Genomic DNA, 25263 nt, shown 5'->3' with positions numbered 1-25263 from the left:
CCGGGGCCGGAATCGGATACTCTTGTGAAGTTGCTTTTGAAGTAACGGATCGGGATGTGGCGCAGCTTGGTAGCGCGCGTCGTTCGGGACGACGAGGTCGCAGGTTCAAATCCTGTCATCCCGACCAATCTAAAGAGGGTCTTCCAATCGGAAGGCCCTCTTTTGTGTGCCGGCGATATTTGCGCCCTTCCGACGGCGCCCGCACCGTCCACCGCCGCCGTACCCCATCGACTGCTCCGCAACCGCCGTTTAGACCCGTCATAAGGGTCCGCTTCGGAGCAATCGACGGAGGGACCGGGGCAAAGAACAGCCCCGGGACACACCTTGGGTGTCCCGGGGCTGCCTGGAGCGTTGGTTACATCGGTCCGGCCAGTTGCCGATGTTGGTGGAGTTGGACATCGGGTCCGGCCAGTTGCCGATGGCCGAGAGGGTGCCATTGCTCGAGCTCATGGGATCGGGCCAGTTGCCGATCGCCAGGGTGCTGTTGCTCATGGGGTCCGGCCAGTTACCGATGGCACTTACTGACAGCACTGCGGGAGCCGCTGCGGAGAACGCCAGAGCCCCAGCCAAGGCGACAGAGGCAGCAATCTTCTTAAACATGTGGGTTCCTCAATACGAGTCGGAAATACGATTCGGAAAGTTACAAAGCCAGCACCAGCCCTTGTTGACATACATTGTAAAATTACTTGCACAGAGACTGTCAAGCATTTAGTACATCGACTGTCCGGAATTAGGAGGATCCCGTGGGGAACGGATTCGGGGAAAAACTCCGAGCGGAACGGCTGGAACGCGGCCTCACCCAGGCCGAACTGGGTAAGGACCTGTTTTCACCCAGCTACATCTCGCTACTGGAGACCGGCCGCCGTGAACCGACCGCGGATGTCATCGAAGAGCTCGCCCGCCGGCTGGAGCTCGCCCCCAAGGCGCTGGAGGCCTGGAGCCAGCCCGTGTCCGTCAGCGACGCCGAATACGTGCTCGCCGGGCTGTATGCGCGGCAGGCCTGGGATCTGCGCGACTATCCGCTGGCCGCCAGCCACGCCGCCACGGCCGCCCAGATCGCGCTGGAGGGGAAGAACACCAGCGCCTGGTGGAACATGACCTACATGCAGGCCGAATGCCTGATGAAGCAGGGCCAGCTCAAGGAATGCCAGAACCTGGTACAGCGGCTGCTGGACCACCCGATGGCTGCCGAATCGGCCGGCCTCGGGGTGCGCGCCCGGCAGATGCTTGCCGCCGTGTGCCACGGCCAGGGCCAGCTGGCGGTCGCCGTCGAGCACGCCCAGGAAGCGGTGCGGCTCTGCGCCCAGCTGCCTAAGGGCTCCACCCTGATCATCGGCGCGCTGCGCGCCCTGATCGGCGCCCTCGCCGAAAGCGGCCGGCTCGATGAGGCGTGGCAGTACTGCCAGGACATGAACGACCAGATGGATGACCAGTCCATCTCCCAGCTGGCCGGAGAGGTCGCCTGGGTGATCGGGAACGTCGCGTTCATGCGGCATGACTACGCCGAAGGCATCAAGTACCACGAGAAGGCGGCCAAGCTGCTCTCCCCGGCGAACGACATCGACCTCTGGGCCCGGTTTAACAAGGCTTCCGCCGCGGTCCGTCTGTCCTCCGGGATCGTCGAACCGGAAACCCTGTCCTCGATCGAGCGCGCCGAGCTGGCCCTCTCGATCGTGGGCGGCAACAAGACCGACCGGCTCGAGGTGGCCTTCATCCGGGCACGCTGGCTGTACCTCACCGGGGACATCGTCGGCGCGGTACAGAAGCTGCGGGAAATCCACGCCGAACGGGATTCGCTGGCCAAACACGTCGCCGGCGAGGTGGCCCTGCTGCTCGGCAAGGCGCTCAAGGCCGCCGGCGAGTCCGAGGAAGCCCTCGTCTATCTCGAGGAAGCGCAAAAGGAGTTCAGCGCGGCCGGGGCCTCGGACCGGGTCCAGCAGGCCATGGACGCCGTGCTGGAAATCCGGCTGGCCCAGCGCCGCGCCGAAGCCGCCGCCGCCGGAAGCTAGGCGGACGGCCGGGCGCCAGGCGAAGGCGGACGGCTAGGCGAAGGCCCGGCCCGTCAGCAACTCGTAAGCTTCCACGTAGCGGCTGCGGGTGCGGGCGACGACGTCGGCCGGCAGCGCCGGCGGCGGCGTGTCGGAGGACTTGTCCCAGCCCGATTCGGCCGACGTCAGCCAGTCGCGCACGTATTGCTTGTCATATGACGGCTGTGCCTTGCCCGGCTCATAGGTGGCGGCATCCCAGAACCGCGAGGAGTCGGGGGTCAGGACCTCGTCGCCGAGCGTGATGACGCCGGTCGCGGCGTCGATGCCGAATTCGACCTTGGTGTCGGCCAGGATGATGCCGCGGCCGCGGGCGATCTCCTCGGCCTTGGTGTAGATCTCCAGGGTCAGCTCGCGGAGCCGGCCAGCGATGTCCGGGCCCACCAGCGCGACCACGGCGTCGTAGGTGATGTTCTCGTCGTGCTCGCCCACCTCGGCCTTCGCGGAGGGGGTGAAGATGGCCTCGGCAAGCCGGGACCCGTCCACCAGGCCGGCCGGCAGCGGAATGCTACACACGGTCCCGGACTGCCGGTATTCGGCCAGCCCGGAGCCGGTCAGGTAGCCGCGGGCGATGCATTCCACCGGGAACATGTCCAGCTTCTTGCAGATCATCGCGCGGCCCTCGACCGCCGCGGGAACGCCGCCGTCGACCGTGGACGCGAGCACGTGGTGCTCCACACCCAGCTGCTCGAACCACCACAGGCTCAGCTGGGTGAGGATGCGCCCCTTGTCCGGGATCTCGCTCGCGAGGACATGGTCGTAGGCGCTGATGCGGTCGCTCGCGACAACCAGGACGCACTCGTGGCCGACGCGTTCGGTGATGGACGCGTCCGCCGGGACGTAGAGGTCGCGGACCTTGCCGGAGTAGACATGCTTCCAGCCGGGCAGGTCCAGCGTCTCGGTGTGCAGGCCGCCGGTGGGCATCGCGGATTCAGTTGCGTTCATGCTCAGGCCTTCGCTTTCGCCGCGGCGGCCGCGGCAGCCGCTGTGCCGGGCGCCGTCACCTTGATTTCGCCGCGGGCGGCTTTGCCGCCGATGTCGGTACGGAACTGGCCGCCGTCGAGCTGGACGAGTTCGACGCCGTCGTACGCCCGTTCGCGGGCCTCCACGAGGTCCGTCCCGAGCGCCACCACGGCGAGGACGCGGCCGCCCGCGGAGACGACCTTGCCCTCGTCGTCGAGCTTGGTGCCGGCATGGATCACGTGCACGCCCTCAATGGCTTCGACCTTCTTCAGGCCGCGGATCCGGTCCCCGGTCCGGGGCGTGCCGGGATAGTTTTCGGCGGCGACGACGACGGCGACCGCTGACTCCTTGGACCAGCGCAGCGGCTGGACCTTGTCCAGTTCGCCCTTGGCGGCGGCCATCAGCAGGCCGCCGAGCGGCGTCTTGAGCCGGGCCAGGACGGCCTGGGTTTCCGGGTCGCCGAACCGGACGTTGAACTCGATGACGCGGGTGCCGCGGGTGGTCAGGGCGAGGCCGACGAAGAGCACGCCGACGAACGGGGTGCCGCGGTGGGCCATCTGGTTGACGGTGGGCTGCGCGACCCGGTCGATGACCTCCTGGACGAGGCCTTCGGGGGCCCAATCGAGCGGGGTATAGGCGCCCATGCCGCCCGTGTTGGGGCCTTCGTCGTTGTCGAAGATGCGCTTGAAATCCTGTGCCGGGGAGAGCGCCACGGTGGTGCTGCCGTCGCAGAGGACAAACACGGAGACCTCGGGGCCGTCAAGGAATTCCTCGATCACCACGGTGCCGCCGGCGTCGAAGCAGCTCTGCGCGTGCGCCAGCGCCTCATCCCGGTTGCGGGTGACGACGACGCCCTTGCCGGCGGCGAGCCCGTCATCCTTCACGACGTAGGGGGCGCCGAAGGTGTCGAGCGCGTCGGCGGCTTCCTCGGCGTTGGAGGCCACCCGGGCCATCGCGGTGGGCACGCCGGCCTCGGCCATGACTTCCTTGGCGAACGCCTTGGAGGCCTCAAGCTGGGCGGCGGCCTTGCTGGGGCCGAACACCGGGATCCCGGCGTCGCGGACGGCATCGGAGACACCCGCGGCCAGCGGGGCTTCCGGACCGACCACCACGAGGTCGACGGCGAGCTTGGTAGCCAGCGCGGCGACGGCGTCGGGGTTGTTCGCGTCGATGGCGTGTGTGGGGACCAGCTTGCTGATACCGGCGTTGCCCGGGGCCGCGTGGACCTCGGAAACATTGGGGTCGGCGAGCAAGGATCGGACAATGGCGTGTTCGCGGCCGCCGGGGCCGATGACAAGTACCTTCACAGTTCCCAAGGGTACTTTGTGGACCCTGCAGGCTCCTAAGCTGTGACTGCCACCGGACATGCCCACTCCTCACGCCGGATTTGCGCACAGGCCACGGGACATGCCCACTCCACGGGCCCAGGTTCCAGCGGACATGCCCACTCCACGCCGCAGCCACTGGACATAATGCGCATATGCCCATCCCTCACGCCCAAGGATGGGCATGCCCGTCCCTGGAAGCCGCCCAGTCCACACGACGTGCCATTCCGGACCCGAGCTCCACGGGACATGCCCACTCCACGCCGCAGCCACTGGACATAATGCGCATATGCCCATTCCTCACGCCGAAGGATGGGCATGCCCGTCCCTGGGCGCCGCCCAGTCCACACGACGTGCCATTCCGGACCCGAGCTCCACGGGACATGCCCACTCCACGCCGCAGCCACTGGACATAATGCGCATATGCCCACTCCTCACGCCCAAGGATGGACATGTGCGTCGCCGGGGAAGCCGCCCAGTCCACACGACGTGCCATTCCGGACCAGAGCTCCACAGGACATGCCCACTCCACGCCGCAGCCACTGGACATAATGCGCATATGCCCATCCCTCACGCCCAAGGATGGGCATGTGCGTCGCCGGGGAAGCCGCCCAGTCACCGGGCATGCCCATCCCACGCCCCGGCCGGACAATCCGCGGGCTCCGCCGCTCCGAACATCCAGTATGAAGACGCCCAGCACCCCGCAGCCCGGCACTACCCCGCAGCCCGGGAACCAGAGAAGGAAGCGGCCCGCACTCTTCTCCGGCCCCACCGCCCTGGCCGCGCTGGCCGGGGTAGTCTCGGCCGGCGTCGTGCTGGCCGTCGCGGAGCTGATCGGCGCCTTCTTCACGACCCGCGCGACGCCGCTGATCGCCCTGGGCTCGACCTTCATCGATTTCACCCCGCCGTGGATGAAGGACTTCGCCATCGCAACCTTCGGCACGAATGACAAGGCCGCCCTGTTCGTGGGGATGGGCCTGACCATCCTGCTGCTGGCCTGTGTGCTGGGCATCGTCGCCTTCCGCAAGTGGGCTCTGGGCGTGGCCGGCGTGTTGCTGCTGGGCGCGGTGATCGTGGCCAGTGTGGTGACCCGGGCCAGTGTGAAACCGCTGGACGCCATCCCTTCGCTGATCGGCACCGTGGCCGGCCTGGTTGTGCTCCGGTTCCTGATCAGCAAGCTGTGGCGGACGCGGGAATGGCCGGAGGTGGCGTCGGACCTCGGCGCCAAGGAGCCGGACCGTCCCGCCACCAGCCGCCGCGCCTTCTTCACCGCCAGCGGAATCACCGCCGTCGCTGCCGCCGCAGCTGCAACGGGCGGACGGCTCCTGAGCGCCGCCCGCAGCAACGTGGCCCAGGCCCGCGAAGCCCTGCAGCTGCCCGCCCCCGCCAAGGCCGCCGCCGCCGTGCCCGCCGGCGTCCAGTCCAAGACCCCCGGCGTCACCCCGTGGCTCACGCCGAACAAGGATTTCTACCGGATCGACACCGCGCTCAGCGTGCCGGAAATCGACGCCCAGTCCTGGGAACTGCGGATCCACGGCCTGGTGGAACAGGAAGTGCGGCTCAGCTTCCAGGACCTGCTGGATGCGCAGTTGATCGAATCCCACGTCTCGCTGACCTGCGTCTCCAACCCCGTCGGCGGGAACCTGGCAGGCAACGCCAAATGGCTGGGCATGCCCATTCGTGACGTGCTGAAGATGGCCCGGCCCAAGGACGGCGCGGACATGGTGCTCTCCACGTCCGTCGACGGGTTCAGCGCCTCCACTCCGCTGGAGGTCCTGCAGGACGACCGCGACGCGATGCTGGCGATCGGCATGAACGGCGAGCCCCTTCCGCTGGAGCACGGCTACCCGGTCCGCATGGTGGTCCCCGGGCTGTACGGCTTCGTCTCGGCCACCAAATGGGTGGTTGACCTGGAAGTGACCCGCTTCGCGGACAACAAGGCCTACTGGACGCAGCGCGGCTGGTCCGAGCGCGGCCCGATCAAGACCATGGCCCGGGTGGAGGTCCCCAAGTCCTTCGCCAAGGTCGCTGCCGGAAAGGTCGCAATCGGCGGCACCGCCTGGGCGCAGACCCGCGGCATCACCAAGGTGGAGGTCCAGATCGACAACGGCCCGTGGACGGCGGCCGTGCTCTCGGCCGAGGCCTCCGTGGTGACCTGGCGGCAGTGGTCCTTCGACTGGGAGGCAACCCCGGGACCGCACTACATCAAGGTCCGCGCCACCGACGGCACCGGCGAGGTCCAGACGGACAAGCGCGCCGATCCTGTGCCCGACGGCGCTTCCGGCTGGCAGTCTGTCATGGTCACCGTGGAGTAACCGGGCTGGGCCCGCAACGCACCATAGACTTGCAGCATGCCCTTGAACCCGCATGCCACCTTCACTGTTGAGTCCGCCGTCGAACTGGCAGTCGTGGAACGCAGCGGTTTTATCGAGTCCCGCCACATCGGGTCCGCCGTCGTGATGTCCGCGGACGGCAACTTGGTCACCGAACTCGGCGACATTACGACGCCGATTTACGCGCGCTCCACGCTCAAGCCGCTGCAGGCCCTCGCCTCCATGCAGTCGGGCGTGCCGCTGCGCGGCGCGCAGGTGGCGATCGCCTGCGGCAGCCACGTCGGCTCCCTCGACCACATGGACGTGGTGGAGGGCATGCTGAAGGCTGCCGGCGTCAAGGAGGACCAACTCCAGTGCCCCGCCGCGTGGCCCGAGGACGAGACGGCCTGGACCTGGCTGGTCCAGACGGAACGCGGAAAGTCCCGGCTGGCCTTCAACTGTTCCGGCAAGCACGCGGCGTTCCTCTGGGCCTGCACGGAAAACGGCTGGGACACACACAGCTACCTGGAACCCAACCACCCCCTGCAGCAACGCATCCGTTCCGTGATCGAGGAGTACTGCGGCGAGCGGATCGCCCACCTCGGGATCGACGGCTGCGGCGCCCCGGTGGCCGCCGTGTCGCTCACCGGCCTGGCCCGCGCCTTCTCGCGGCTGGCCAAGGCTCCGGGGGACAACAACTCCAACGCCCGCGCCGCCACGATCGCGACCTCCATGCTGGACTACCCGTGGGCCGTACAGGGCCGGGGCCAGGCCAACACGATCGTGATGGACGAGCTCGGAATCATCGCCAAGGTCGGCGCCGAGGGTGTGCTGGTCATGGCCACCCCGCAGGGCGTCTCGGTGGCGATCAAGGTCCTGGACGGCAACGTCCGCGCCACGACGCTCGTGGGCCTGACCCTGCTCGCCGCCGCGGGCGCCGTCGAGATCCCGGAGGTTTCTTCCGTGCTGGAAAAGGTGGTTGACCCGGTGCTGGGCGGCGGCCGGCCGGTCGGCAAGATCCGGCTCGGCCACGCCGTCTCGGCGCTGCTGGACTAGGCCGTGGCTGTGTCACGGCGCCGGATCCCGGTGGATGAGGGCCGCGCCGCGCTGGCCGCCTGGCGGGACGCCGCCGCGCCCGAGCCCTCCGACGCTGCCGCGCCCGAGCCCTCCGGCGCCGCTGCGCCTGAGGTCCCGGCAGTACCCCGCAATACGCTCGCGACGGCGGTGCGCTACTCCCTCGAGGAAGTCACCGCCCGGGCCCCCGGCAACTCGGTGGAGGTCCGCGTGCCGCCCTTCGGCGTCACCCAGTGCGTCGAGGGCCCGCGCCACACCCGCGGCACTCCCCCTAACGTCATTGAATGCGACGCCGCCACCTGGCTTGCCATGGTCACCGGCCGACTCAGCTGGGCCGACGCCGTCGAATCCGGCCGGGTGGCCGCCTCGGGCCTGCGGGCCGACCTGTCCGGGCTGCTGCCGCTCTAGGCAAGCCGGGTAGGCCAGGCGCCAGCGGCACGAGGCCCGCCCTAACGAGTCAGCCGCGGCCGATGAACGGCATCCCGGCGGCCGTGATGACGAGGGATCCCACACTGGCGGAGGCAGGCATGCCGGCCATCAGCAGCACGGCGCGGGCCGCGTCCTCGACGGGGAACGTCGGCTCCGGCCGGCGGCTGCCGTCGGCCTGGAGCGCGCCGTCGCCTACGCCAATCTCGTCCACTAGCTCCGTCGCGGCGTTGCCGATGTCGATCTGCCCGCAGCTGATGCCGAAGCCGCGGCCGTCGAGGTCAATGCTCTTGGTCAGCCCGGTAATGGCGTGCTTGGTGACCGTGTAGGCCACGGTGCGGGGGCGGGGTGAGTGCGCCGCGATGGAGCCGTTGTTGATGATCCGGCCGCCCTGCGGCGATTGCGCCTTCATGGCCCGGACCGCGGCGGCGGCGCACAGCATGGAGCCGGTCAGGTTCACGGCCACCGTGGCCTCCCAGTCCTCGACGCTGATCTCGTCCACCGAGGCCGCGGGGCCGAACACGCCGGCGTTGTTGAACAGCACGTCCACCCTGCCCCACTGCTCAAGCGCTACGGCGAAGAGCCGTTCGACGTCGCCGGGCCGGGAGACGTCGCAGGGAAACGCGAGCGCCTGCGCGTGCCCGGCCGCGGTCTCCAGCAGCGGTTTCTCCCGCCGGCCGGCCAGCACCACGCGGTAGCCGTCGGCCAGCATGAGCCGAGCCACCGCCCGCCCGATCCCGGAACCCGCTCCGGTGACGACGGCGACCCGGCCGAGGTGGCGCTGGTGTGTCATGCGGGGCTCCTAGGGTGGCGTGGTCGATTCCGGTCCCGGACAGCCTATGCCGAGATGGCACGTCGCGGCAGTGCCCGGGACAAACATTGCCGCGATCTGCCATCTCTCGGCACTGCAGGGGCTTGCGCCAAGACGTAGAGTGAAGCGTGGCAACCACCGCGGGCGAGGCCTTGCTGGCCTATCTTGGACAGCAGCTCGCTGAACTGCGCCAGCATGCGCCCGGAGTCCGGTCGAAGCAACCCGAAGCCGTCCATCAGATGCGTGTTGCGGCGCGCCGCCTCCGCTCGCTGCTGGCTTCGGGCCGGCCGTTGTTCGACGACGACGCAGTGGAACCGCTCCGCGCCGAACTGCGGTGGCTCTCGGGACTGCTCGGGGCGGCCCGAGACCCTGGCGTGGTCCACGAGAGGCTGGCCACGCTGCTCGCCCAGGAGCCCGAGGCGCTGCGCTCGCTGTCCGGGCCGCAGGGCCCGGCCGCCATCCGGATCGACGAGGAGCTCGACGCACTTGAGGCCGCCGGATTCGAAGCGGTCCTCGAGGCGCTCGGGAACGAGCGGTACCCCCGTCTGCTGGCGGCCCTGGACCAATTCCTGGCCGACGCGACCCTGTCGCCGAAGGCCGCCGGCGCTCCCGGGACGAGGTTCGGCAAGCTGGTAGCCAAGGACCGGCGTCGTTTGAAGCGCGCGGTGAAGGCCCTTCCACCCACGGCCGACGACGGCGGCGCCGCCCGGAATGCGGGCCTGCATGAGGTCCGCAAAGCGGCAAAACGGCTGCGGTACTCCGCGGAGCTGGCCTTGTCGCTGCCGAAGGAGGCCCCCGATGGATTGCCGCCGGACAGGAAGAAGCGCCGCGGCGCGAAGCGGTTGGCCAAGTCGGCCCGGCGGATCCAGCAGCTCCTGGGCCTGCACCAGGACAGCGTCGTGGCCCGCGAACGGCTGGCCGAGCTGGGCGGCCGCGCGCTGCGCAGCGGGGAGAACGGCTTCAGCTACGGCAGGCTGCACGCCAAGGAAGAGCACCTGGCGGCCGCCTCGGAGCGGGCCTTCCTGAAGCTCTGGAGGAAGTTTCCCGCCGGCTGAGGCGGCCGCGGGGCTCACCGCCAGGTCCGGTCAGGGCTTCAGCACCACCTTGATGCAGCCGTCCTGCTTCTTCTGGAACTTCTCGTACATCGCGGGGGCCTCATCCAGGCTGGCCTGGTGGGTCACGAGGTCCATGACACCCAGCGGGTCCGCGTCCGACTCCACCAGCGGCAGCAGGTCCTCGGTCCAGCGCCGGACGTTGCACTGGCCCATTCGCAGCTGGATCTGCTTGTCGAACATGTGCATCAGCGGCATCGGGGAGGCCGTTCCGCCGTACACGCCGCTGAGGGAGACGGTGCCGCCGCGCCGGACTGCGTCCAGCGCTGTGTGGAGCGCGGAGAGCCGGTCCACCCCGACGGTCTCGAAGGCCTTCTGGGCCAGCTTCTCCGGCAGTAGCCCGGCCGCGTGCTGGGCGAACGAGGCCACGGGCGAGTCATGGGCTTCCATCCCGACGGCGTCCACCACCGAATCGGCACCCCGGCCCTGCGTCATGGAGCGCAGTTCGTCGGCGACGCCCTTGGAGTAATCCAGGGTCTCGATGCCGTGCCGTTCCGCCATCGCCCGGCGCTCGGGCACCGGGTCGACGCCGATGACGCGCAGGCCGAAGTGCTTGCCGATCCGGGACGCGAACTGTCCCACCGGCCCCAGGCCCATCACCGCGAGGGTGCCTCCCTCGGGCACGTCGGCGTACTTCACGCCCTGCCAGGCGGTCGGCAGGATGTCCGAGAGGAAGAGGTAGCGTTCGTCCGGGAGTTCCGACCCCACCTTGATGGGTCCGTAGTCAGCATGCGGCACCCGCAGGTACTCCGCCTGCCCGCCGGGCACGGAGCCGTACAGCTCGGAGAAGCCGAAGAGCGAGGCTCCGGAGCCCTTTTCCTTGACCTGCGTCGTCTCGCACTGGGACTGCAGGCCCTGGCTGCACATAAAGCAGTGGCCGCAGGAGATGTTGAACGGGATGACCACGCGGTCGCCCTTGGCCAGGTTGGTGACGGCGCTGCCCACTTCCACGACGACGCCCATCGGCTCGTGGCCGATGATGTCGCCCTTGTGCATGTAGGGGCTGAGGACTTCGTAGAGGTGCAGGTCGGAGCCGCAGATCGCCGTCGACGTGATGCGTACGATCGCGTCGGTGGGTTCCTGGATCACCGGGTCGGGAACTTCTTCAACGCTCACAGAACGTTTGCCCTGCCAAGTAAGTGCCTTCATGTGCTTGCCTTTCGGTCGCGGTCTGGAGGGAAAAATTTGGAAGGAAGAGTCGGAGCGCAGCCCGGCAGGGCCGGTGGGTCAGCTGCCGCGGACGCGCGCGGCCAGCTTGCCGATGGCACTGCCGGCGAGGTTGTCCAGCAGCGCGCGCGGGCTTTCATAGACCTCCACGGCGCCGGCTTCGCGGAGTTCGGCTTCGCTGGTGCCCCCGCAGGTGAGCCCGATCGCCGGGATGTCCAGCTTCCCGGCAGCGTAAATATCCCAGACGGCGTCCCCCACGTATACGGCGTTGCCGGCGGGGACGCCGACGGCCTTGAGCGCCGCGACGAGGATGTCCGGCGCGGGCTTGCTTTCCTTCGCGTCAGCCGAGCTGGTGGCGGCGTGGATGTAGGCGTCGGCGTCGATGGTGGTGCGGAGAATCTCCAGGTCGCGGTCCCTTGCCGAGGACGCGAGGGCGACGGCGAGGCCGGCGTCGAAGCATTGCGCCAGCAGGTCCCGGGCGCCGTCGAGCCGCCGGAGCGAGGGCCAGAAGGTGGAGAACACCGCGGCGTGGGAGGTCATGATGTCGGCGTCGCCGTCGGGATCGCGGTCTTCCGGCAGCAGGCGGTCAAGGATCCTGTCCCCGCCCATTCCCACCGAGCGGTGGATGCTGGCCATCGGCACGTCGTAGCCGGCCTGCCGGAAGGCCTGCCACCACGCGAGCGTGTGGATGTAGGAGGAGTCGACCAAGGTTCCGTCGACGTCGAAGAGGACTGCGGCCTGGTGCTGCCCGGCCGACGACGGGTCAGTGGTGGGCACGGGTGCGCTTCGTGGCCGCCAGGGTGCCGCCGGAGAGCGAGGAGCCGCGTCCAGTGCCGCCGCCGGTCCGCCGCTTCGCCAGCGAGGCCATCACTGCGGACTGGCCGTCGCCGCTGCGGTCACGGATCAGGCCGGTTCCGGCGATCTCCCGCGCCTGGGCAATCCCTGCCACGGCCGCGCGTTTGGTGGGGAACGTGACCGAGACGGCCATCAGGCCGCCGGCAGCGTCCATCATCCGAATCCGGTAGCCGCCGTCGGGCGCATCCACGAGCTCGAAATATCCAGCCATTGCATACTCCTTCAATCCTGCACCCCGTGCGGGGATATTAGTAAGTATACTTATCTAAGCTCTGGAAGAAAGTCCGCCGGCCGGTCCCGGTCCGGCGGATTTCGCCGCCGTCAGCCGGTGCCAGGGCACCGTTGGAGCATGCCGTCAGTGGCCGTCGGCCTGCAGTTCGAGTGCGCTGCGCACCAGTGCGAAGTGGCTGAAGGCCTGCGGGGTGTTCCCCAGTTGGCGCGCCTCCTGAACGTCCCATTCCTCGCTCAGCAGCCCGACGTCGTTGCGCAGCGCCAGCAGCCGTTCGAACAGCTCCCTTGCCTCGCGGCGCCGACCCGCACCCAGCAGCGCCTCCACCAGCCAGAACGAACACGCGAGGAAGACGCCTTCGCCGCCCGGCACGCCGTCGTCGCTCTGTTCCTGCCGGTAGCGCAGCACAAAGCCGTCATGGGTGAGCTCCCGCTGCACCGCCTCGATGGTGCCGACCACCCGCGGATCATCCGGAGCCAGGAACCCCACGCGCGGGATCAGCAGCAGGCTGGCGTCCAGTTCGGGCCGGCCGTAGGACTGGACGAAGGTGTTGCGTTCGGCGTCGAAACCGTTGGCCATCACGTCGGCGTGGATCGTGTCGCGGAGCGCTTCCCAGCGATCCGCCGGGCCGGGGAGGCCGGAATCCCGGACGCCCTTGACCATGCGGTCCGCCGCCACCCAGGCCATCACCTTGGAGTGGGTGAAATGCCGGCGCGGTCCGCGCATCTCCCAGAGACCGTTGTCCGGCCGGGTCCAGGCGGTCTCCAGATGCTCCATCAGCGCCACCTGGACGTCCCAGGAGTCATCGCCGTCGTGCAGCAGTGAACTCCGGGTCAGGGCCAGGCAGTCCAGGACCTCGCCCCAGACGTCCAGCTGCAGTTGCCCGGCTGCGGCATTGCCGATCCGCACCGGCGCCGACCCCTCATAGCCGGCCAGCCAGTCCAGCGTCATTTCCGGCAGCCTTCGCTCGCCGTGCAGGCCGTACATGATCTGCAGATCGGCCGGATCCCCCGCCACCGCGCGCAGCAGCCAGTTACGCCACGCGGCGGCCTCCTCCGAGTAGCCCGAGGCGAGCAGGGCCTGCAGCGTCAGGGTCGCGTCCCGCAGCCAGCAGTAGCGGTAGTCCCAGTTGCGTTCCCCGCCGAGCTCCTCCGGCAGCGACGTGGTCACGGCGGCCACGATGCCGCCGGTCGGGGCGAAGGTCAGGGCCTTGAGGGTGATCAGCGAGCGCAGCACGGCATCGCGGTACGGGCCGGTGACCCGGCACTTGGCCGACCACTGCTGCCAGAACGATTCGGTGGCTTCAAGCACGCCTTCCGGATCCACCTTGCGCGGGCGGCCGAGGTGGCTGGGTGCCCAGGTCAGCACGAAGGGAATGCGCTGGCCAGCCTTGACGGTGAAGTCGCTGGCGGTCTGCATGTGCTCGCCCCGGAGCGGGGCCTCGGTGACCAGGTATGCGGCGTCGGGGCCGGCCACGGCGTGGATCCCGTGCTCGTCGCGGCGCACCCAGGGGACGATGTGGCCGTAGTCGAAGCGCAGGGCCAGCTCGCCGCGCATCCGTACCGTGCCGCGGATCCCCACCACGATCCGCACGATGTCCGCCGCGCCGTCGCGGGGCGACATGAAGTCGATCACCTTGACCTTGCCCTCGCCGGTTTCCCATTCGGTTTCCAGGATGAGGGTGTTCTTGCGGTAGTGCCGCCGGGTGCATTCGCCGCCGGACGCGGGCGCGAGCAGCCAGCGGCCGGCCTTGGGGCTGTCCAGCAGGGCGTTGAAGCAGGCCGGCGAGTCGAAGCGGGGCAGGCACAGCCAGTCGATGGAGCCTTCCGTGCTGATCAATGCGGCGGTGTGCAGATCGCCGACCATTGCGTAATCCTCGATGCGTGCCATGGGTCTTACAGTGCCACACGCCGTGCTGGCGGCCGAGGACGACGTGGCAGATTGCGGGGCGGATTCCGCTGCGCGGGGCACCGGATTCCGCTGCGCGGGGCACCGGATTCCGCTGCGCGGGGCAACGGGTTCCGCTGCGCGGGGGCTGGGACGGGCGGCCTGCCGGCACTAGGATCCCAACATGCCGGAACAGGACTACGGGGTACACCGCCACGGCGTGGCGCACATCGGAACCAGCGGCTGGAGCTACGACCACTGGGAGAACGTGCTCTATCCGCCCGGGCTGCCGGCACGGGACCGGCTGGCCCATTACGCATCGCGCTTCACCACGGTGGAGCTGAATGCGAGTTTCTACCGCTGGCCGCGGGAGAGCTCCTTCGCCGGGTGGCAGCGCCGCCTGCCGGAGGGCTTCACCATGTCCGTCAAGGCGCCGCGGGGCCTGACCCACGGCAAGAAACTCTACGGCCCGGAGGTCTGGGCGGAGCGGATCACCCGCTGCTGGCACGAACTCGGTGACAAGCGGGCCGTGCTGCTGGTCCAGCTGCCGCCGGATTTCGCGCGCGACGACGCCCGTCTGGGCTACTTCCTGGCCGTCCTGCCGGAGTGGATCCGCGTGAGCGTGGAGTTCCGCCACCCCAGCTGGGACCACCCGGCGGTCTATGAGCTGCTCGAACGGCACGGCGCTGCCTACTGCGTCATGAGCGGCGCGCAGCTGCCGTGCATCCTGCGGGCTACCGCCGGGTTCGTCTACGTCCGGCTGCACGGGCCCGACCGGGACCACCTCTACGCCGGCTCCTACTCCGACCAGGAACTTGGCTGGTGGGCGGAACGGACCCGCGAGTGGCTGGCGTCGGGCAAGGACGTCTACGCCTATTTCAACAACGACGGCGGCGGCAACGCCGTGCGCAACGCCACCAGGCTGCGTGAACTGCTGGGCGACGCCTGACCGGCGGACCAATCGCCGGCAGGACGCGCCGCTGTGGGAGAGTGGAGTTATGGAATTGGCCTCGCAGGAACCAGCGCAGCAACCGCAGCCGGACAGGAAAGTCTCGGGCAGCCAGGCCTTCCGGCTGGCCCACTGGGTCTCGGACTCGGTCAACCACCTCCGCCTGAAGGCAGCCAGGCGCTGGAAGTTCAGCCCGCAAACCATCGCCTACCAGGGCTACGGCTCCACCGAGTGGGTCCGGGTACTGGGCCGCGTCCTGCTCACGAGCAAGCCCACCCCCGGCAGCCGGGCGGAGCAGGCGGCGCAGAACGGCAACCAGAATGTCCGCGGCTGGCGCGCGTTTACGTCTGTCCCGATCCAGTTCATTGAGGTGGAGATCGAGATCGGCGGCATCACCACCCGGGTGCACGCCGACCGCGGCGGCATCGTGGACACCGTGGTCCCGGTTTCACTCACGCCCGGCTGGCACCGCGCCGTGCTGCGGGCCGAAGGGACCGAGCCTGCGGAGGCGATGATCTATGTCATCTCCCCGGACACCACCCTGGGCATCGTCTCGGACATTGACGACACGATCATGGTCACGGCACTCCCCCGGCCGTTCCTGGCCCTGTGGAACACCTTTGTGCTCAACGAACGGGCCCGGATGGCGACCCCGGGCATGGCCGTCCTGATGGACCGACTGCTGGTGGAACACCCCGAGGCGCCGGTGATCTACCTGTCCACCGGCCCTTGGAACGCCGCCCCGACGCTGGCCCGCTTCATCACGCGCAACATGTACCCCTCCGGCACCCTGCTGCTGACCGACTGGGGCCTCACCCACGACCGCTGGTTCCGCAGCGGCCAGGAACACAAGCGCCGGAACCTGGAACTGCTGGCCAAGGAGTTCCCCAACATGCGCTGGCTCCTCTTCGGCGACAACGGCCAGCACGACGAGGCCATCTATTCGCAGTTCGCCCGGGAGCACGGAGACCGGGTCGCCGCGATCGGCATCCGCCAGCTCTCCACCGGCGAGGCCGTGCTGGCGGGCGGACATTCCGAGACCGGCGACCACACGGGCTCCAGCGTCCCGTGGGTCTACTCGCCCGACGGCGCCGGCATGGCCAAGCGCCTGCAGGAGCTGGAGATCCTCTAGCCGGCCGCCGGGGCTTCGGCCGCGGTTCCTGCTTCGGGGGTTTCGACGTCGACGGCGGCGCTGTCCGCCGTGCCGCCGTCGCCCGCGACCATCGCAGCTGCCCCGGCGTCCCTCTTCCGGGCCGCCATGAGCTCCCGGATCCAGTAGTAGGAGGCCTTCGGCGTGCGGACCATGGTGTCACGGTCCACGTGCAGCAGGCCGAACTGCTGCTTGTAGCCGGCGGACCATTCAAAGTTGTCCAGCAGCGACCACACGTAGTAGCCGCGCAGCTCGATCGACTCTGCGGAGCCGCCGGGTGAGGTCGCCTCGATGGCCGCCCCGATGTGCTCGGCAAGGTACCGCACGCGGCGCTCATCCGGGACGATGAGGCGGCCTTCGGCGTCGTGGATCTCCAGATCCTCGAAACTTGCGCCGCCCTCGGTGATGTAGACCGGCGGCAGTTCCGGGTAGCGTTCGGCCATTTCCGCGAATGCCACGGCCATGTAGTCGGGCTTGATCGGCCAGCCGTAGGCGGTGATCTCGGTGTCCGGGAAGCTCTCGATGTGGAACGGGGTTCCGGACCCGCCGCCGTTGAGGTCATTGCCCATGGCCTCGGCCATGCCCTGGGGCACGGTGCCCTCGCCGGGTCCGGCCGCCACCCGGGTGGGCATGTAGTAGTTCAGCCCGTAGAAGTCCAGGGGCTGCGAGATCAGTTCCATGTCCTCGCTGGACGGGCTGAAGGAGGAGAAGAAAGTGGCGGCCCTGATGGCGTCCGGATACTTGCCCAGCAGCACCGGATCCGCGTACAGGCGGTTCTGGGCCATGTCCATCAGCCCGGCGCTGACCTTGTCCAGCGGGTTGACCGAGGCCGGGACCATCGGTGAATAGACGTTGGTGAGGCCGATTTCACCGGGCACCTTCGCCGCCCGCAGCGCCTGCATCGCGAGCCCGTGGCCCAGCAGCTGGTGGTGGACGCTCGGCAGCGCCTTGAGCATGTGCGCTTCGCCCGGGGAGTGCACGCCCAGCATGTAGCCGTTGGCACTCACCGTGGCCGGTTCGTTGATGGTCACCCAGCGGGCCACCCGGTCCCCGTAGGCCGCGGCGGCGATGGCGGCGAATTCCCCCAGCCGGTAGGCGGTGTCCCGGTTCATCCAGCCGCCGGCCTCGTCCAGCTCCAGCGGCGTGTCCCAGTGGTACAGGGTGGCCATCGGCGAGATCCCGTTGGCCAGCAGCAGGTCGATCAGGCGGTCATAGAAGTCCAGGCCCTTGGGATTCACCGGACCGCTGCCGCCGGGCTGGATGCGGGGCCAGGACAGCGAGAACCGGTAGGAATCGATCCCCAGCTCCTTCATCAGCGCCACATCTTCGGGCATCCGGTGGTAATGGTCGCAGGCCATGGCGGGGCTGTGATCATTGACGATCGAGCCCGGGGTAGCCGCAAAGACATCCCATCCCGAAGGTCCGCGTCCGTCCTCGTCCAGCGCCCCCTCGATCTGGAAGGCGGCGGTCGCCACGCCCATGGTGAAATCGGCCGGCAGCAGAGCGGCCAGATCGTGGGCGGAAGCATTCATTGGCGGATCCCCTATGCAGTTGCGCTGGTGGTTGATTGATTTTAGGCCCCGGCGGGCGCCCACGCCACAACCGGCGCCGGCACCTCCGCCGGTGGGTCCGGCGCCTCCGCCCCTGAGCCCGGCGCCCTAGTAGGTGGACTCCTCCGGCCCAAAGAGGAACTCTTTGGCATGGGCGACGGCCTTCTTAAACGCGTCATTCCGCAGGCTCAGGAGTTGCTCCGCCTCGTCCGCCGCGGGCTCAAGGTAGCCGGTAAACCCGGGCCGGAGCACCCAGATGTCCCCGGCGGGGGGTAGGTAGAACACCCCGAAGGAGCGGTGCTGGCTGTCCTCGGCGGCCCAGATGGGCACCACCGCCAGCGCGGCGCCGGTGTCCACATTGATCCACTGTGCGCGCGGGAGAGGCAGTTCGTGGGCCTCCGGGTCAAGGAAGGGCGCGGTTCCTTCGCCCCACCGCTCCTCGAACCGCTCGTGGAACGCGGGCATCAGGTGCGAATCGTAACGCCGCCATGCGCTCATGGTTGTCCTCCATTTTCTTGTATTCCTGCCTGCTGCTTCCTGCCTGTTGCTTCCTGCATGGTCCGGCACGCGGCACCGCCCCTGGTACCCGCGTCACTCCGGGCCCCGCTCCCACCGCACCGGGGTCACGCGCAACACCGGCTGCCCGCCTCGGTGGTGCCGCACCGGAATGTCCCGGCCGACGGCGGAAGCGTCGCGGGCCGGGCGGGCCGGCCGGGCCGCGGAACCGGCGGCGTCATAGGCGGCCCGCGCGTCAGGATTCCGCAGCACCGAGAACGACTCAAGGATGCGGCGCGCCTCCTCCCCGCCGTCGGACCCGGCGCCGGGCCGGGCATCCGGGCCGCCTCCGGAAGCCGCACCGGCGGCCGCTTCGACGTCGGGATGGCGGCGGCGCATCAGCGCGCGGAAGGAGCGCTGGATCTCGGCCGGAGACGCATCCGGCGCGACGTGCAACGCGGCGTAGAAGCCGCGCGGGTCGCGGTTCATCGGCTCACCTCCTGGTGGCCGGACGGGGCTCGGGCCGATCAGGCGGGGATCCGGCCGCACGTTCCGGCCGGCCGGATCCCCGCACCGCCAGCGGTCCGAAGCGTCCGCCGCCGGCGCTGTTACTTCCCGATCTCCTGCATCTTGTCCTGCGTGTGCGTGATTTCAATCTTCCGCGGCTTGGCCTGCTCCAACACCGGAATCCGGAGCGTCAGGACGCCGTCGGCGTAGCTCGCCTTGACCTTGTCGGTGTCCAGCGTGTCGCCCAGGATCAGTTGGCGGCTGAAGACTCCGCGCGGCCGTTCCGAGGCGATCAATTCAACGTTGGGCTGCGTCGGGTCGCGCCGTTCGGCCCTGACGGTCAGGACGTTGCGCTCGATGTCGAGATCCACCGAGTCAACATTGACGCCGGGAAGATCGAACGCGACGACGAATTCGCCGTCCTCCTGCCACGCGTCCATCGGCATGGCGGCGGGCCGCGCCGCCGTTCCGAAGACTTGCTGGGTCAGCCGGTCCAATTCACGGAACGGGTCCGTACGCATCAACATCATTTCCCACTCCTTCATACGAGAGTCTTGAATTTTCCTGCCTATCCAGCCCACTCGATTATCTGTGGTGGTGGATATAGATTTTTTATAGCACCAGTGCCAAACTGATGCAACAGGAAATTTTTCGACCACACGAAGGGACGTGAGCCATGGCGGAACGTGAAGCGGACGTCGGGGTGTACGCGATCTCCGTGGTGGCTCAGCTGGTCGGGACCGGGCCGCAGAACATCCGGCTTTACGAGCGCAGGGGACTCCTGACCCCGGACCGCACGGCGGGCGGAACGCGGCAGTACAGCGAGACGGATCTGGTGGTGCTGCGGCGGATCAGTGAGCTGCTGGACGAGGGGCTGAACCTCGCCGGCGTCGCCAAGGTGCTGGAACTGGAAACGGCTAATGCCAAGCTCCGTGCGGAGCTTAAACGACGCGGGGCGCGCTGACCGGCAGCGCGCCCCGTCTTCGCCGGCGCCTACTCCGCGCCGGTCTCCTGCTTGGAGAGTTCACCGGTGATCCGCTCGCCCGGGATCCTGGCGGTCCGCCAGGTGTCCAGCAGGATCACGGCGCCCAGGATCACGAACGAGATGGACAGCGAGGCGAGGGCGTCGGTGGTCCAGTGGTAGCCAAGGTAAAGCCGGCTGAGCGCGGCGAAGAAGATCCCGATCCCGGCCACGGCGAATCCCGCGACGGCGGCTTTCGGGTTCTTGCGGCGGGAGAAGATCAGGAACGTGGTGATCAGCAGGAAGTCACAGGCGCCCAGGACGTGGCCTGACGGGAACGAGAACGTGGAGTCAGCCCCGAAGAGCATAAGGTCCACCGGCGGGCGCTGCCGGCCGACCGACCGGCCGATGATCTGGGCCAGGATGACCCCGGTCAGCATGCCACCGGCCAGCACCATCGGCCGCCAGGCGTGCTTGGCCAGCAGCCCCCACGCCACCGTGAACACCAGGATGATGATCGGCAGGCCGATGGGTCCGAAGACAATGGCCAGAATGATCATGATGGTCGTGGCCGGCTCCCCGCGCAGGGCCACGAGCCCGGAGCGCACCGGCTCGTCAACGGCGGTGATACCGCCGTGCTGCAGCACGCTAACCAGGATGGCAATGAACGCCACGACGCCGACGACCATAAGCCCGACGGCGATCCGGTACAGATTCCGCCGCGCATCCACGCTCATGTAGCGCTCCTCCACCACAAACTTGTCATGGAAGACCCGCCACCAGCCGGATTGCCCGGTTTTCTGCTCTGCCATTGCCGTATCCGCCTCTGCGCCGTGTGTGGACATTCCCAACGTGAAGAATATCCCGGTTCCCGCGCCGCGGGCGCGTCGGACCGGCAGCCGGTCCCGCGCCGTTCCCGCCGGTAGCCTGAACCCATGGGTGTCATGAACGAACTGATCAACCCCGGGGTGGTCGGCTCGCTGGGACGGATCCTTGCCGCTGCTTCCCCCGGCCGCCGCTTCCCGCAGCTGGCCGGCACGGCCGGGCAGCTGGACGGGCTGGGCCTGCGCGAACGCACCGACCTGCTCAGCAGCGCCCTGCTCACCGATCTGCCCGCCGACTACACCGCTGCGGCGGCGGTCTTCCGCCAGGCGCTGAAGGACCCGGACTTCACCGGCTGGATGATCTGGCCGGTCAGCGAGGCGGCCGCCACTCTCGCCCTTGCCCGGAGGGGCCCCGCCGATTTCGAGGACTGCTTGTCGCTGCTCGCCGAGCTGACTCCGCGGCTCACGGGTGAATTCGCCATCCGGCGGCTCCTGGATGCGGACCTCGACCGGGCCCTGACGGTCATCCAGCGCTGGACCAGCCACCCCGACTGGCAGGTCCGACGGCTCGCCAGCGAGGGCACCCGGGCGTACCTGCCGTGGGCAATCCGTGTTCCCGGACTCACGGCCCGGCCGGCGGCAACCCTGCCGATCCTGGACGCCCTGTACCGCGACCCGGTCGAGGACGTCCGGCGGTCGGTGGCCAACCACCTGAACGACCTGGCCCGGCATGCCCCCGACGAAGTGGTCGCCGCCGCAGCGCGCTGGCTGGCGGAGCCGGACGCGAACACCGCCAGGGTGGTCCGCCACGGCCTGCGGACCCTGGTCAAGAAGGCCCACCCCGGCGCGCTGGAGCTGCTCGGCTTCGCGCCGGCGCCGCTCGCCGTGACGCCTCTCCGGCTCGACCGCACCGTCGTGGAACTGCCGGGAGACCTGGGATTCGATTTCGACGTCGCCAACACCGGCCCGGCGGAGGCCCGCATCGCCGTCGACTACGTGGTGCACTACGCCAAAGCCAACGGCGTCCTCGCGGACAAAGTGTTCAAGCTCGGCACGGCCGTCCTCGGGCCGGGTGAATCCAGGACATTTTCGAAGCGCCATGCCTTCCGCCAGATGACCACCCGGGTCCACCACCCCGGCGACCACGCGCTGCAGCCGCAGGTCAACGGGGTGCGCTATCCGGGGGCCGGTTTCACGGTGCTGACCTAGGCTCCGGAAACGGACGGCGGCGTGCCCGCGTGGTGATTTGACTCACATTTAAATCAGACGTTATCCTCGCTTCAGCCGTTGGCCCCGCGGCGACCACCTCCCGGAAAGACAGTGCGATGACGACAGCAAGCGAATGCATCGAGATCCAGGTCGACAATCGCCAACTCTTGGACGACCGGCTCAACGACGCCGTCCAGGGGCTGCAGCGGCTCGCCATGCTCACCGGCGCCCACGGCATCCTGCTGACCCGGCACAAGCCGGGGCACTACACGGCCGCACTTTCGGACCAGGTCCCCTTCGGGATGACACGGGAAGTCGTCCGCTAGGCCGCGGGCGCGGCGGGCCGGGGACGACGCGCCCCGGCCGCTAACCAGACCAGGTCCCGGGCGGCTGAGCTGCGAATCGCCGCCCGGGACCTTTTTGGCTTCAGCGGCGGTTCACCAGCCGTGGCCAATCACCAGTCATGGACGGTGCCGTCGACGAGGCGGTTGTAGGGCAGGTAGGCCTGCTGGTACGGGTAGGCCGCGGCGGCCTCCTCGTTGAACTCGACGCCGATGCCGGGGGTCTCCCCCGGGTGCAGGTAGCCGTCAACGAAGGTCATGGACTGCTCGAAGACCTCGTTGGTTGCATCCGAGTGCTGCATGTATTCCTGGATCCCGTAGTTGTGGATGGCCAGGCCCACGTGCAGCTGCGCGGCGAACCCGACCGGGGAGATGTCCGTGGGGCCGTGGAAGCCGGACTTGATCTGGTACTGCGCGGCGAAGTCCATGACTTTCTTCAGCGGCGAGATACCGCCGAAGTGCGTGGAGGCGGCCCGGACGTAATCGATCAGCTGTTCCTTGATGATGGTCTGGTAGTCGTACACGGTGTTGAAGATTTCACCGATGGCCAGCGGCGTGGTGGTGTGCTGCCGGACCAGGCGCAGCGCCTCCTGGTTTTCCGCCGGGGTGCAGTCCTCCAGCCAGAACAGGTCGTAGGGTTCCAGCGCCTTGCCCAGCTTCGCGGCCTGGATCGGCGTCATCCGGTGGTGCCCGTCGTGCAGCAGTGGGATTTCCGGTCCGAACTCGTTCCGGACCGCCTCGAACACCGTCGGCAGGTGCCGCAGGTAGGCGCGGGTGTCCCAGTCCTCCTCCTGCGGGAACGCACCGCGCCCGGCGGGTTCGTAGTCGTACCGCTCCCCCGAGGCCTGGGCCTGCGCCGCGACCCCGTACACGGCCTTGATGCCGGGCACGGCGGTCTGGATCCGGATCGACTTGTAGCCCAGCTCCAGGTGTTCGCGGACCGAGTCGAACAGCGATTCCAGGTCCGAGCCGGAGGCGTGGCCGTACGCGCGCAGGCCGTTCCGGGACGCCCCGCCCAGCAGCTGGTAGACCGGCATGCCGGCCAGCTTGCCCTTGATGTCCCAGAGCGCCATGTCGACGGCGGCGATCGCGGCCATTGTGACGGGGCCGCGGCGCCAGTACGAGGACCGGTAGAGGAACTGCCAGGTGTCCTCGATCCGGTGCGGGTCCTTGCCGATCAGCAGCTGCGCAACATGCTCCTTCAGGTACGCGGCGACGGCCAGCTCACGGCCGTTGAGGGTGGCGTCGCCGATACCGGTGACACCGTCCTCGGTGGTGATCCGCAACGTGACGAAGTTGCGGGAGGGGCTGGTCACAAAGACTTCGGCGGCAATGATTTTCACGGCTGGTCCAGGCTTTCGGTGTCGGTCATGAGGGATTCCGGGATGGTTCCGGAAGGGTGGGGGTCTTAGCGCTGGGTGCTTCCGTCCGGAGCGGCATCCAGCAGCGCCAGTTCCGCGGCGCTGGGGAGGCCCTCGCAATCACCGGCGGTGCTGACCGCAAAGGCCCCGGCGAGGGTGCCGCGCTTGAGGCGGGCGGCGACGTCGCCGCCGTCGAGCAGGGCGGAAAGATAGCCCGCGGTGAAGGCGTCCCCGGCTCCGACGGTGTCGATACTGGTCACCGGCACGGCGGGGGCCTCCCAGCGGCCGGCTGCGGTGTGGACCCCGGCGCCGGCGGCGCCGCGCTTGACCACGACCTCCCGGACACCGCGGTCCAGGAGCTCGGCGGCCATGGCCAGTTCGGCGGCTTCGGGACATGCCCCGCTGCCGGCGTCCCCCAGGCCTGCGACCCCCATGCCGGCGACCAGCCCGAGTTCGTCGTCGGAGGCGACCAGGACGGTCGCGTGCCGGGCGATCGGGGTGAGGACGGCGCGGGCCTCGTCGCGGGACCACAGTTTGCTGCGGTAGTTGACGTCGAGGGAGACCACCAGGCCTTCTGCTGCGCCGCGCGCGGCCGCGTATTCGACGGCACGCCGGGCATCCGGGCTCAGGGCGGCGGTGATACCTGTCAGGTGCAGGACGCGCGGGCCGGCGGCGAAGGCCCGGTCCACGTCCTCGCGGCTGATCGTGGACCCGGCGGAACCGGCCCGGTAGTAGTAGGCCCGGCTGATGTCCGCCGTGCGCCGTTCCAGGAACATCACCCCGGTGGCCCGGGCCGCATCCACCCGGTGCTGCACCGCGATGCCCTCGGAGCGCAGCTGCCGGAGGATGAACTCACCATGGGGGTCCGCGCCGACGACGCCGGCCCAGGCAACACTGTGGCCCAGCCGGGCGACGCCGACGGCGACGTTGGACTCCGCCCCGGCCACGTGCATGCCGAGGCTGCCGCCGGCGGACAGCGGCCCCGCGGAGCGCAGCGAGACCATCGATTCGCCCAGGGTGAGCAGGTCGACGGTCACCGCGCAGGCTCCGCGGCCATCCGCCGGCCGTATCCGGACGCCAGGTCGACGAAGGCGCGGGCCCGTTCGCGCATCGGGGCAAGGTTCCCGCCCGAGCCGGCGTCGCCGAACAGCGGGCCGCCGAGTCCGACGGCGATAGCGCCGGCGTCCCAGTACCCGGCCGCCTCGTCGAGCCCGACGCCGCCCACGGCGATGAACGGGATGCCGGGGAAGGGGTCGCGAAGTGCCTTGAGGTAGCCGGGACCGCCGATGGAGGCGGGGAAGAGCTTCACGGCGGTGGCACCGCGGTTCATCGCCTCGTAGGCCTCGCTGGGGGTGAGGGCCCCGGCCAGAACGGGGATCCGCAGGCGGGCGGCTTCCTGGATGGAGCTGGCGAGCGAAGGCGTCACCATGAACTGTCCGCCGGCGCCGGCGACGTCTTCCACGTCCGCGGCGGTGAGGACGGTGCCGGCCCCGACGAAGCAGCCGGCGGGTGCGGCGGCGCGGACCGTGCGGATCGCTGCCAGCGCGTCCGGGGTGGTCAGGGCGATCTCGACGTAGCGGAAGCCTTCCTCCATGGCCGCGAGGGCAGCCTTGGCGGCGGCCCCGCCGTCGGTGCCGCGCACGATCGCCACCAGGCGGGTCTCACGGATTCCGGCCAGCAGGTTCTCGGGGGTGGGTTCGGATGTCATCT

General features: G+C 69.1%; 25 protein-coding genes and 1 tRNA gene. 11 read left to right on the top strand and 15 right to left on the bottom strand.

Features of this window, described 5'->3' with window-relative positions:
- Positions 1-50: 50 nt before the first annotated feature.
- Positions 51-127 (top strand) — tRNA-Pro (locus AC1DBD_RS01340).
- Between the two features lie 616 nt (positions 128-743).
- Positions 744-2009 (top strand): helix-turn-helix domain-containing protein, encoded by a 1266-nt coding sequence (locus tag AC1DBD_RS01335; protein WP_175321502.1) that lies wholly within the window; start codon positions 744-746, stop codon positions 2007-2009.
- 33 nt (positions 2010-2042) lie between these two features.
- Here the strand turns inward: AC1DBD_RS01335 and AC1DBD_RS01330 are convergent, their stop codons facing one another.
- On the bottom strand, positions 2043-2990 hold the full coding sequence (locus tag AC1DBD_RS01330; protein ID WP_476891990.1) for a phosphoribosylaminoimidazolesuccinocarboxamide synthase: 948 nt from the start codon (positions 2988-2990) through the stop codon (positions 2043-2045).
- 2 nt (positions 2991-2992) lie between these two features.
- Positions 2993-4315 carry a phosphoribosylamine--glycine ligase gene (purD, locus tag AC1DBD_RS01325; protein ID WP_476916985.1) on the bottom strand — a complete coding sequence of 441 codons (1323 nt, stop codon included), beginning with the start codon at positions 4313-4315 and terminating at the stop codon, positions 2993-2995.
- Positions 4316-5016: 701 nt separating this feature from the next.
- On the opposite strand from purD, the gene AC1DBD_RS01320 reads away from it, so the two are divergent.
- From AC1DBD_RS01320 to AC1DBD_RS01310, 3 genes are read left to right on the top strand one after another with little or no spacing between them, the layout of a single operon-like run.
- The gene (locus AC1DBD_RS01320; RefSeq protein ID WP_476981273.1) at positions 5017-6648 is read left to right on the top strand and encodes a molybdopterin-dependent oxidoreductase; all 1632 of its coding nucleotides are present in this window, start codon (positions 5017-5019) and stop codon (positions 6646-6648) included.
- A gap of 36 nt (positions 6649-6684) precedes the next feature.
- The gene (locus tag AC1DBD_RS01315; protein WP_476981272.1) at positions 6685-7701 is read left to right on the top strand and encodes an asparaginase; all 1017 of its coding nucleotides are present in this window, start codon (positions 6685-6687) and stop codon (positions 7699-7701) included.
- A gap of 3 nt (positions 7702-7704) precedes the next feature.
- Positions 7705-8127 carry a sterol carrier family protein gene (locus tag AC1DBD_RS01310; protein ID WP_441416786.1) on the top strand — a complete coding sequence of 141 codons (423 nt, stop codon included), beginning with the start codon at positions 7705-7707 and terminating at the stop codon, positions 8125-8127.
- A gap of 49 nt (positions 8128-8176) precedes the next feature.
- Here AC1DBD_RS01310 and AC1DBD_RS01305 read toward each other — a convergent pair whose 3' ends face one another.
- Complete coding sequence (locus tag AC1DBD_RS01305; protein ID WP_476981271.1) at positions 8177-8938, bottom strand: SDR family oxidoreductase; 762 nt, start codon at positions 8936-8938, stop codon at positions 8177-8179.
- Between the two features lie 146 nt (positions 8939-9084).
- Between AC1DBD_RS01305 and AC1DBD_RS01300 the strand changes: the two genes are divergently transcribed.
- The gene (locus tag AC1DBD_RS01300; RefSeq protein WP_476981270.1) at positions 9085-10011 is read left to right on the top strand and encodes a CHAD domain-containing protein; all 927 of its coding nucleotides are present in this window, start codon (positions 9085-9087) and stop codon (positions 10009-10011) included.
- Between the two features lie 30 nt (positions 10012-10041).
- Here AC1DBD_RS01300 and AC1DBD_RS01295 read toward each other — a convergent pair whose 3' ends face one another.
- The 4 genes from AC1DBD_RS01295 to AC1DBD_RS01280 all read right to left on the bottom strand — a co-directional run bounded on the left by AC1DBD_RS01295 (position 10042) and on the right by AC1DBD_RS01280 (position 14209).
- Entirely contained in the window at positions 10042-11217 is a 1176-nt protein-coding gene (locus AC1DBD_RS01295) for a zinc-dependent alcohol dehydrogenase (protein WP_476981269.1), read from the bottom strand.
- Between the two features lie 78 nt (positions 11218-11295).
- Positions 11296-12012, bottom strand: a complete 717-nt coding sequence (locus AC1DBD_RS01290) for an HAD family hydrolase (RefSeq protein WP_476925452.1) — start codon at positions 12010-12012, stop codon at positions 11296-11298.
- Positions 11999-12301, bottom strand: a complete 303-nt coding sequence (locus AC1DBD_RS01285; protein WP_441416781.1) for a YegP family protein — start codon at positions 12299-12301, stop codon at positions 11999-12001. Before AC1DBD_RS01285 ends, AC1DBD_RS01290 begins: the two co-directional genes overlap by 14 nt.
- Before the next feature lie 144 nt (positions 12302-12445).
- A complete protein-coding gene (locus tag AC1DBD_RS01280; protein WP_476925453.1) occupies positions 12446-14209 on the bottom strand; it encodes a glycoside hydrolase family 15 protein in 1764 nt (587 codons plus the stop codon).
- Positions 14210-14390: 181 nt separating this feature from the next.
- On the opposite strand from AC1DBD_RS01280, the gene AC1DBD_RS01275 reads away from it, so the two are divergent.
- Together AC1DBD_RS01275 and AC1DBD_RS01270 are read left to right on the top strand one after the other, a co-directional pair.
- On the top strand, positions 14391-15155 hold the full coding sequence (locus AC1DBD_RS01275) for a DUF72 domain-containing protein (RefSeq protein WP_476981268.1): 765 nt from the start codon (positions 14391-14393) through the stop codon (positions 15153-15155).
- 49 nt (positions 15156-15204) lie between these two features.
- Complete coding sequence (locus AC1DBD_RS01270) at positions 15205-16287, top strand: App1 family protein (protein ID WP_441416778.1); 1083 nt, start codon at positions 15205-15207, stop codon at positions 16285-16287.
- On the opposite strand, the gene AC1DBD_RS01265 is transcribed toward AC1DBD_RS01270, so the two are convergent.
- The 4 genes from AC1DBD_RS01265 to AC1DBD_RS01250 form a co-directional block, all read right to left on the bottom strand.
- Positions 16284-17837, bottom strand: coding sequence for a glycoside hydrolase family 1 protein (locus tag AC1DBD_RS01265; RefSeq protein ID WP_476981267.1), 1554 nt, complete (start codon positions 17835-17837; stop codon positions 16284-16286). The two genes, AC1DBD_RS01270 and AC1DBD_RS01265, sit on opposite strands and share 4 nt — an antisense overlap.
- A gap of 126 nt (positions 17838-17963) precedes the next feature.
- A complete protein-coding gene (locus AC1DBD_RS01260; protein ID WP_441416776.1) occupies positions 17964-18353 on the bottom strand; it encodes a hypothetical protein in 390 nt (129 codons plus the stop codon).
- 93 nt (positions 18354-18446) lie between these two features.
- Complete coding sequence (locus tag AC1DBD_RS01255) at positions 18447-18839, bottom strand: DnaJ domain-containing protein (protein WP_476981266.1); 393 nt, start codon at positions 18837-18839, stop codon at positions 18447-18449.
- Between the two features lie 119 nt (positions 18840-18958).
- Complete coding sequence (locus AC1DBD_RS01250) at positions 18959-19384, bottom strand: Hsp20/alpha crystallin family protein (RefSeq protein WP_441417825.1); 426 nt, start codon at positions 19382-19384, stop codon at positions 18959-18961.
- A 149-nt stretch (positions 19385-19533) separates the two neighbouring features.
- On the opposite strand from AC1DBD_RS01250, the gene AC1DBD_RS01245 reads away from it, so the two are divergent.
- Positions 19534-19821 carry a MerR family transcriptional regulator gene (locus AC1DBD_RS01245; RefSeq protein WP_441416774.1) on the top strand — a complete coding sequence of 96 codons (288 nt, stop codon included), beginning with the start codon at positions 19534-19536 and terminating at the stop codon, positions 19819-19821.
- Positions 19822-19850: 29 nt separating this feature from the next.
- Here the strand turns inward: AC1DBD_RS01245 and AC1DBD_RS01240 are convergent, their stop codons facing one another.
- On the bottom strand, positions 19851-20630 hold the full coding sequence (locus AC1DBD_RS01240) for a phosphatase PAP2 family protein (protein ID WP_441416773.1): 780 nt from the start codon (positions 20628-20630) through the stop codon (positions 19851-19853).
- Positions 20631-20753: 123 nt separating this feature from the next.
- Here AC1DBD_RS01240 and AC1DBD_RS01235 point away from each other — a divergent pair, with 123 nt between their 5' ends.
- Positions 20754-21851 carry a DNA alkylation repair protein gene (locus AC1DBD_RS01235; RefSeq protein WP_476981265.1) on the top strand — a complete coding sequence of 366 codons (1098 nt, stop codon included), beginning with the start codon at positions 20754-20756 and terminating at the stop codon, positions 21849-21851.
- Positions 21852-21967: 116 nt separating this feature from the next.
- Positions 21968-22177: a hypothetical protein gene (locus AC1DBD_RS01230; protein WP_476981264.1), complete on the top strand. Its 210-nt coding sequence runs from the start codon at positions 21968-21970 to the stop codon at positions 22175-22177.
- A 128-nt stretch (positions 22178-22305) separates the two neighbouring features.
- On the opposite strand, the gene manD is transcribed toward AC1DBD_RS01230, so the two are convergent.
- From manD to AC1DBD_RS01215, 3 genes are all read right to left on the bottom strand, one after another.
- A complete protein-coding gene (manD, locus tag AC1DBD_RS01225) occupies positions 22306-23535 on the bottom strand; it encodes a D-mannonate dehydratase ManD (RefSeq protein WP_346957868.1) in 1230 nt (409 codons plus the stop codon).
- A 65-nt stretch (positions 23536-23600) separates the two neighbouring features.
- On the bottom strand, positions 23601-24590 hold the full coding sequence (locus AC1DBD_RS01220; protein WP_476981263.1) for a sugar kinase: 990 nt from the start codon (positions 24588-24590) through the stop codon (positions 23601-23603).
- On the bottom strand, positions 24587-25261 hold the full coding sequence (locus AC1DBD_RS01215) for a bifunctional 4-hydroxy-2-oxoglutarate aldolase/2-dehydro-3-deoxy-phosphogluconate aldolase (RefSeq protein ID WP_476891983.1): 675 nt from the start codon (positions 25259-25261) through the stop codon (positions 24587-24589). The genes AC1DBD_RS01220 and AC1DBD_RS01215 overlap by 4 nt, the downstream gene beginning before the upstream one ends.
- Between the last annotated feature and the right edge of the window lie 2 nt (positions 25262-25263).

This window comes from Arthrobacter sp. 10T419, assembly GCF_056394105.1.
Note: the sequence above shows the minus strand (reverse complement) of the source record. Positions and strands in the feature narration are given on the sequence as shown.